We start from the raw sequence: 8,064 nt of genomic DNA, 5'->3' as shown, positions 1-8,064 counted from the left end.
CCTCGAATTGCGAACTGCCGGTGAAGTTCGCGATCGCCACCGGCGCGGTGATCGCCGATCTGGTGGCCGTCAGCGACAGCGCCAGCAGCAGGTCGTTCCAGGCGAAGATGAACACCAGGATGGCGGCGGTCACGATGCCCGGCGCCGCCAGTGGCGCGATCACCCGGCGGAAGGCCTGCCAGGGTGTGGCGCCGTCGATCTTGGCGGCCTTCTCCAGATCCCAGGGGATCTCGCGGAAGAACGCCGAGAGGGTGTAGATCGCCAACGGCAGTGCGAACGTGATGTAGGGGATGATCAGACCCGGCCACGTGTCGAACAGGCCGATCCGGCGTTCGATGTTGAAAAGCGGTGTCACCAGCGAGATCTGCGGGAACATCGCGATCAGCAGGGCAGCGCCGATCAGCGTCCGCTTGCCGGCGAATTCCAGTCGAGCCACCGCGTAGGCGGCCATCCCGCCGACCACCACGGCGATCAGGGTGGTGATCAGGCCGATGCCGATGGAGTTGAACAGCGCCGAGGTGAACACGTCGCCGGTGAAGATGCCCCTGTAGTTGTCGAAGGTGATCGACGACGGAATGAGCTTGCCGTCCTTGACGGTTGAGGTCGGCTTGAGCGAGAGACTCAGGATCCACAGCACCGGCAGCAGTGCGTAGATCACGACCAGGGTGTTGATCACGGCCCAGAAACCGGTGCGGCGCGCCATCACCGGACCTCGCCGTCGGCGCCGCCGGCCCCGGGAGCCGAGGCCCCGAACAGTTTGATGAAGACGAACGCGATGACCGACACCGTGAGGAACACCAGCACGCTGATCGCCGAACCCAGTCCCAGGTTGAACGCCTTGAACAGGTTGTCGTAGCCCAGGATCGACACCGACGCGGTGTCATTGGCGCCGCCGGTGAGCACGTAGATGTTGTCGAAGATCCGGAAGGCGTCCAACGTGCGGAACAGCAGCGCCACCAGGATCGCCGGTTTGATCAGCGGGATGATCACCCGGGTCAGCCGCGTCCAGGCGCCGGCGCCGTCCACCTCGGCGGCCTTGAGCAGATCGTCGGGGACCAGGGCCAGGCCGGCCAGCAGCAGCAGTGCCATGAACGGCGTGGTCTTCCAGACTTCGGCGAGGATGATCACGGCCAGCGACGGAATCTGTTGGGTCAGTGGAGCGCTGCCGTCGGGCAGCAGGTTGGCCAGGTAGCCGGTGCCCGGGGTCCAGGCGTAATACCAGCTGTAGGAGGCCGCGACGGTGACGATGCCGTAGGGAATCAGGATCGCCGTGCGCACCAGCCCCCTGCCGAAAATGGTGCGGTGCATGACCAGTGCCAGCGCCAAGCCGAGGGCGAACTCGATCGCCACCGAGATCACCGTGATGATCAGGGTGACGAAAAACGCTGTCCACCAGTATTCGTCGGTGAGGATGGTGGCGTAGTTGTCGAGCCCGACGAAGGCCGTGTCGGCCGGGCTGGCCAGGTTGTAGCGGTGCAGGCTCAGCCAGATCGCGTAGACGATCGGGTAGGCGGTGACCGCCAGCATCAGGACGACGGCCGGCGCGATCAGCCGGTAGGCCAGCCGGCGCTGGGACCGGCGGTCGTCGCTGCGGGTCGGCGCCGTCACGGGATCAGCCCCTTGCCGTCGATGGCTTTCTGCACCTGCACGGCCAGTTCGTCGGCCGTGCGCTCCGGGTCGATCCCGGTGACCGGGGCCAGGGTGGCCGAGATCCGCGTCGACATCGCCTGGTAGTTCGGTGTGGCCGGGCGCACCGCGGCGTTGGTCAACTGGTCGCGGATGATCGCGTACTGCGGGTACTTCTTCTGGAAGTCCGGGTCGTCGTACAGCGAGGCGCGCACCGCGGGCAGGCCGCCCTCGATGGAGGTGTAGCGCTGGTTGGCCTCGTTGCGGATGCAGCGCACCGCCTCGAACGCCTCGGCCGGGCGGCGGGTGGTGGAGGCGACCGCGAGGTTGAGCCCGCCCAGGGTGACCCGGGCCGGCCGGCCGGGGATCACACCCGGGTAGGGCGCGAAGGCGAACACCTTCCTGCTCTCGTCGAAGGCGAGTTGGAACTGTTCGTCGGTGGGGCTGAAGGAGCCGGTGTCGCTGATGCTGCCGGCCAGTTCCGGGCGGTCCTTGAGCGGCAGGAACGACACCCCGCCCTTGACGGCGTTCTCCAGCATGGAGGCGAACACGAAGGGCCAGTTGACTTCCAGCGCGGCGTTGCCCTGCTCGAGGGCCAGCCGGGCGGTGCCCTCGTCGGTCTGGGTGACCGACGGGTCCGCGCCGGGCGCGGTGGCCACCGCCTTGATGATGCTCAGCGCCTTGACGGTGGCCGCGCGGTGCTCGGGGGTGTCGACCAGGGTGACGGTCTTGCCGTCCTCGGAGAGCACCCGCCCGCCCGCGCTTTCCAGCAGCGAGTTGAACCACACCACCAGGCCCTCGTACTGCTTGGCCTGCACGGCGATCCAGCCGGGCTTGCCCTCGTCGTGCAGCCGGGTGGACTCGGCCACCATCTGGTCCCAGGTGGCCGGCGGCGGGGCCACCAGATCGGGCCGGTACCAGAGCATCTGGGTGTTGGTGGTCACCGGTGCGGCGTAGAGCTTGCCGGCCCAGGTGGCCGACGCCAGCGGGCCGGGCAGGGTGTCGGTGGTGGCGTCGGCCTCGGCCAGGCCGGCCGGGTCGGCCGACAGCGGCAGCGCCCAGCCGGCTTCGGCGAACTCGGCGGTCCACACCACGTCCATGGCCATGATGTCGAGGGAGTGGTCGTTGCCGGTGATCCGGCGGGCCAGTTGCAGCCGCTGGTCGTCGGCGCCCTTGGGCAGCGCGAACTGCTTGACGGTGAACCTGCCGCCGAGTTCCTCGTTGCAGCGGTCGGCCACCGCGGTGAACGTCGCGCTCTCGCTGGCCGGGGTGTAGAGGCTGACCACCCCGTCGTCTCGCCCGGTGCCGCAACCGGACGCCGACGCGATGGTGAGCACCGACAACACCCCGGCGGTCGCACGCCGGGTACGCGGACAAGCGTTCCTCAACCCAACCGCCTTTCGTGCGGACCGAGCCGCCGGGATTCACCCTCGACGTACTTTAGCCGTGAAACCCCGGCAAGCCGGGCAGCCAGCGTCCGCTGGTGTCACCCGAATCCCCCGGGCTTCCGCCCGACCGACTTCGCGACGGCGTCGCCGCACGGCCGGGCCGGAGTCGGGTGCCGATACGACTCGGCTCTACAACGTCAAGCGCGACAACATGTCCCGCGCCTGCTCGGCGCCCTGCGGATCGCACAGCACGTCGTACCGGCCCGCCACCAGTTGCATGGTGGAGCTGAAATCCCTTGTGCCCTTTGACATCCCATACGGGACCGCCGAGGTTATCAAACCGAACACAACACCGGCGGGGACGGCGGCCAGCAAACTCTGGCCCAGGTTATTGGTCAGGATCCCCAGCAGCAGGCCGATGAACACGCCCAACCAGGCGCCGCTGAGCACGCCGCCGAGAAGCACCTTGCCCCAGGTGAGCCGGCCGATCACCCGCTCGACCTGCATCAGGTCCACACCGACGATGGTCACCTGCTGGACGGGAAACTGGTTGTCGGACAGATAGTCGACGGCCTTCTGCGCCTCGGCGTAGGTGGGATAGGAGCCGACCGGCCAACCCTTCGGTGGCGTCGGCAGTCCGAGTGGCCCACGGCGCGACGAGCCCGGGGCCCCACCCGGGTTCTGGGCTGACGGAAAGGGACTGGTCATGTCCTGCCTTCTCCTTAGATCGAGTTCGACGCCTTATCGGCCCCTGTACATACGCTAGGTTCACAGCATGACAGCCGCCAGCGGTGAACCCGGGGAGACACCGCGGATCGGCGACACCGACCCGGCGTTTCCGGCTTACCACCCACCGCCCGACCCGGCTTATGGGCCGCCCGGCGCCCCGGTCTACGGCTCCTCTCCACCGCCGCCGCAGTACGGCCCGCCGCCGCAGTACCCGCCGCCGCCGTACGCCCCGCCGCCGCCGTACGCCCCCGGCTACCCCGGCTACCCCGGCTACCCCGGCTACTACCCGGCGCCGCCCCAGACCGGCACCAACCCGGTGGCGATCATCGCCCTGGCCTCCTCGGTCCTGGGCCTGCTGTGCGGGGTCGGCTCCATCCTGGGCATCGTGCTCGGCCTGGTCGCCGTGAGCCAGACCGGGAAAACCGGCCAGCGGGGCCGCGCCCTGGCGGTGTCGGCCGTCGTCGTCGGCGTCGCCACCTTGTCGCTGAGCATCATCCTGTGGACGTTCGCGCAGAACAGCGGGTGATCTGCCGGTCGCCGGCGGCTATCGCCGCCCGCCGGTAGGCGGCACGAACGGCGCGGCCGTCCGGGGCATCCCCGCGGCACGGCCCTTGGCGGCCACCACCAGGGCCATCTTGCGACTGGCCTCGTCGATCATCTCCTCGCCCAGCATCACCGCACCGCGTGCCCCGCCGGCGGCGGAGGTGTGCCAGGCGTAGGCCTCCAGGATCAACTCGGCACGGTCGTACTCGTCCTGGCGGGGGCTGAAGATCTCGTTGCCCGCCGCGATCTGGTCGGGGTGCAGCACCCACTTGCCGTCATAACCCAGCGCCGCCGAGCGTCCCGCCACCTTCCGGAACGCCTCGACGTCGCGCACCTTCAGGTACGGCCCGTCGATCGCGGCCACCCCGTGTGCGCGGGCCGCGACGAGGATGGTCATCAGGACGTGGTGGTAGGCGTCGCCGACGTCGTAGCCCCCGGGTTGCTCGCCGACCACCAGGGTGCGCATGTTCAGGTCGGCCATCAGGTCTGCGGGTCCCAGCACCAGGGCCTGCACGCGGGGGGCCGCGGCGATCGCGTCGATGTTCGTCAGCCCGCGGGCGTCCTCGATCTGGGCGTCGATCCCGATGCGCCCGACCGGCAGGCCGTGGCTGCGCTCGAGCTGGGTCAGCAGCAGGTCCAGCGCGTGCACGTGGCAGGCCTCGGCGACCTTCGGCAGCACGATCACGTCCAGATGCGCTCCGGCCGCCGACACCACCTCGATCACGTCGCGGTGCGTCCACGGCGTGGTCCAGTCGTTGACCCTGACCCCGCGCAACTGGCCCGACCATCCCGGACCGGCCAGCGCCGCGGCCACCGCGGTGCGGGCGGCCGCCTTGGCGCCCGGCGCCACGGCGTCCTCCAGATCCAGGAACACCTCGTCGGCCGGCAATCCCCTGGCCTTCGCGATCATCCCGGGGTTACTGCCCGGAACCGACAGACAGGTTCGGCGAGGCCGATAGGCGGGTCGATCGGGATGGTTCACCCGCAGACTCCTACCCTTTGAGTTATGGCGTCGGTGAACAGGGTATATGCGGCGCGGCTGGCGGGGATGGCAGCGCTCGGACCGGACGGCGAGTCCCTCGGCCGGGTGCGCGACGTGGTGGTCAGCATCAGCATCGTCCGCCAGCAACCTCGCGTCCTGGGCCTGGTGGTCGAGTTGCCCACCCGCCGGAGGATTTTCGTTCCGATACTGCGGGTCACCGCGATCGAACCCGACGCCGTCACCCTCACCACCGGCAACGTGTCGCTGCGTCGTTTCCACCAGCGCCCCGGTGAGGTGCTGGTGCTGGGCCAGGTGCTCGACACCAGGGTCCGGATCGAGGACCCCGCCCAGGAACAACTCGCCGGAGCCGACATGGTGGTGGTGGACCTGGGTATCGAGCAGACCCGCACCCGGGACTGGGTGGTGACCCGGGTGGCGGTGCGCAGCCAGCGCCGACTCGGCCGGCGCGGCGCGGTCGTGGTGGTGGACTGGCAGAACGTGCAGGGCCTGACCCCGTCCGGGCTGGCGATGCCCGACCAGGGCGTGGCCCAACTGCTTCACCAGTTCGAGGGGCAACGCCCGATCGAGGTGGCCGACGCCCTGCGCGATCTTCCGACCAAGCGGCGCACCGAATTGATGAACGCCCTCGACGACGAGCGACTGGCCGACATCCTGCAGGAACTGTCCGAGGACGATCAGAGCGAACTGCTCCGCCAACTCGACACCGAGCGGGCCGCCGACGTGCTCGAGGCGATGGACCCCGACGACGCCGCCGACCTTCTCGGGGTGCTCAACCCCACCGAGGCGGAGGTGCTGCTGCGCCGAATGGATCCCGAGGACTCCGAACCGGTGCGCCGCCTGCTCAGCCACTCCCCCGACACCGCCGGCGGCCTGATGACGTCCGACCCGGTGGTGCTGGCCCCCGACACCACCGTCGCCGAGGCCCTGGCCCGGGTCCGCGACCCCGACCTCACTCCCGCGCTGGCCTCGGTGGTGTTCGTGGTGCGCCCCCCGACCGCCACCCCCACCGGCCGCTATCTGGGTTGCGTGCACCTGCAGGCGCTGCTGCGGGAGCCGCCGGCGAACCTGGTCAGCGGCATCATCGACGCGAATCTGCGGCATCTGGATCCGGATACCACGCTCGGCGCGGTGACCCGGTATTTCGCCGCTTACAACCTGGTGTGCGGGCCGGTGCTGGACGCCGAAGGCCACCTGCTCGGCGCGGTGACCGTCGATGACGTCCTGGACCACCTGCTGCCACACGACTGGCGGGAGAGTTTCGAGGACGCCGGCACCGGAATGGGGGGTCGGCGATGAGCGACCCCCGCCAGCGGCTCGACACCCCGCTCACCTCGCGTCGGCGGCTGTCGCTGAACGTCGACCCCGAAGCGGTCGGCCGGGTCAGTGAGTCGGTGGCCCGCTTCCTGGGCACCGGCCGCTACCTGGTCTGGCAGACCATCGCCGTCATCGTCTGGATTTCCCTGAACCTCTTCGCCGTGCGATTGCGCTGGGACCCCTATCCGTTCATCCTTCTCAACCTGGCGTTCTCCACCCAGGCGGCGTACGCCGCCCCGCTGATCCTGCTGGCCCAGAACCGGCAGGAGAACCGGGACAAGGTGGCACTGGAGGAGGACCGGCGGCGGGCTCAGCAGACCAAGGCCGATACCGAGTTCCTGGCGCGGGAACTGGCGGCTCTGCGGTTGGCGGTCGGCGAGGTCGCGACCCGCGACTACCTGCGCCGGGAGATCGAGGAACTGCGCGAGGTGCTCGGCAAGAAGAAACCGCCCAACTCCAAACCGGGCAAGAAGAACGAGGCCGGCCAGCGCGCCGATGAGACCGGGAGTGACCAATGATGCCAATGCGTTTATCGGCGGTTGATTCCTTATGTATGGTGGCGGGGTCCACTACATCGAACTGACGAGGACGGGCGAGTGGGGCTAAGGCACCTGGTCAGCCAGGGTTTACGCGCACCCGCGTTCGGAATCGCAGTGTTGACGCCGGTCGTTCTGGCCGGCGCCGTGGCGGCCACTCCCCAGCGCCCGGCCGCGGTCGGGGCCGACGACAATCCCGTGAGCAATCCGCAGGCCACTGCCGAACAGCAATCCGACGGTGTCTCGGTGGTGGCGATGACCAAGCCGCCCGCCGACTTCCGGTTCGCCGCGAACGCCCTGTCACCGCCCCCGCCGGCCGCGGTGCTCAGCACGGTGGGCGGCCCCGTCGGCGGCCTGAGGATTCCGGCGATGGCCCTGTCGGCTTACCGCAAGGCCGAGCAGACGATGGCCGCCGCGGCCCCCGGTTGCGGCGTGAGCTGGAACCTGCTGGCCGGTATCGGCCGTATCGAGTCCTCTCACGCCAACGGCGGCGCCACCGACGAGAGCGGCACGGCGGTCCGCCCGATCTACGGTCCGGTGCTGGACGGCAGCCTGCCCGGCAACGAGATCATCGTGCAGGGCAACACCGCGGGCCGGCCGGTCTACGCCCGCGCGATGGGCCCGATGCAGTTCCTGCCGGGCACCTGGTCGCGGTTCGCCTCCGACGGCGACGGCGACGGCGAGTCCGATCCGCAGAACCTGTTCGACGCCACCCTGGCCACCGCCCGCTACCTGTGCAGCGGTGGGCTGAACCTGCGAAATCAGGCCCAGGTCATGACCGCGATCCTGCGCTACAACAACTCGATGGCGTACGCGGAGAACGTCCTGGGCTGGGCCGCCGCCTATGCGACCGGCGTCGCACCGGTCAACCTGCCCGCGATCAGCGGGCAGGTTCCGGCCCTGGGCGGCGGGCACCTGGAGAGCC

At 69.6% G+C, this 8,064-nt stretch carries 9 protein-coding genes; 4 read left to right on the top strand and 5 right to left on the bottom strand.

Going from position 1 to position 8,064, the window contains the following annotated elements:
• The 4 genes from ADBZ5U_RS13050 to ADBZ5U_RS13035 form a co-directional block, all read right to left on the bottom strand.
• Positions 1-706, bottom strand: a 706-nt coding sequence (locus tag ADBZ5U_RS13050) for a carbohydrate ABC transporter permease (protein ID WP_526810837.1), incomplete at its 3' end; no start/stop codon positions are given.
• On the bottom strand, positions 703-1,608 hold the full coding sequence (locus ADBZ5U_RS13045; protein WP_526810835.1) for a carbohydrate ABC transporter permease: 906 nt from the start codon (positions 1,606-1,608) through the stop codon (positions 703-705). The genes ADBZ5U_RS13045 and ADBZ5U_RS13050, both read right to left, overlap by 4 nt.
• Positions 1,605-3,014 carry an ABC transporter substrate-binding protein gene (locus ADBZ5U_RS13040; protein WP_526810833.1) on the bottom strand — a complete coding sequence of 470 codons (1,410 nt, stop codon included), beginning with the start codon at positions 3,012-3,014 and terminating at the stop codon, positions 1,605-1,607. The genes ADBZ5U_RS13045 and ADBZ5U_RS13040 overlap by 4 nt, the downstream gene beginning before the upstream one ends.
• Before the next feature lie 189 nt (positions 3,015-3,203).
• The gene (locus tag ADBZ5U_RS13035) at positions 3,204-3,722 is read right to left on the bottom strand and encodes a general stress protein (protein WP_526810831.1); all 519 of its coding nucleotides are present in this window, start codon (positions 3,720-3,722) and stop codon (positions 3,204-3,206) included.
• Between the two features lie 67 nt (positions 3,723-3,789).
• Between ADBZ5U_RS13035 and ADBZ5U_RS13030 the strand changes: the two genes are divergently transcribed.
• Positions 3,790-4,269 (top strand): DUF4190 domain-containing protein, encoded by a 480-nt coding sequence (locus tag ADBZ5U_RS13030; protein WP_526810829.1) that lies wholly within the window; start codon positions 3,790-3,792, stop codon positions 4,267-4,269.
• Between the two features lie 18 nt (positions 4,270-4,287).
• On the opposite strand, the gene ADBZ5U_RS13025 is transcribed toward ADBZ5U_RS13030, so the two are convergent.
• The gene (locus tag ADBZ5U_RS13025; RefSeq protein ID WP_526810827.1) at positions 4,288-5,268 is read right to left on the bottom strand and encodes an HpcH/HpaI aldolase/citrate lyase family protein; all 981 of its coding nucleotides are present in this window, start codon (positions 5,266-5,268) and stop codon (positions 4,288-4,290) included.
• Positions 5,269-5,292: 24 nt separating this feature from the next.
• Here ADBZ5U_RS13025 and ADBZ5U_RS13020 point away from each other — a divergent pair, with 24 nt between their 5' ends.
• From ADBZ5U_RS13020 to ADBZ5U_RS13010, 3 genes are all read left to right on the top strand, one after another.
• Positions 5,293-6,585 carry a magnesium transporter MgtE N-terminal domain-containing protein gene (locus tag ADBZ5U_RS13020; RefSeq protein ID WP_526810825.1) on the top strand — a complete coding sequence of 431 codons (1,293 nt, stop codon included), beginning with the start codon at positions 5,293-5,295 and terminating at the stop codon, positions 6,583-6,585.
• A complete protein-coding gene (locus ADBZ5U_RS13015; protein WP_526810823.1) occupies positions 6,582-7,121 on the top strand; it encodes a DUF1003 domain-containing protein in 540 nt (179 codons plus the stop codon). Before ADBZ5U_RS13020 ends, ADBZ5U_RS13015 begins: the two co-directional genes overlap by 4 nt.
• Before the next feature lie 78 nt (positions 7,122-7,199).
• The coding region (locus ADBZ5U_RS13010) for a lytic transglycosylase domain-containing protein (protein WP_526810821.1) at positions 7,200-8,064 on the top strand (865 nt) is incomplete at its 3' end.

The organism is Mycobacterium sp. (assembly GCF_040398885.1).
Classification (GTDB): Bacteria; Actinomycetota; Actinomycetes; order Mycobacteriales; family Mycobacteriaceae; genus Mycobacterium.
The sequence above is the reverse complement of the archived record's forward strand: the minus strand, read 5'-3'. Positions and strand labels throughout refer to the sequence as shown.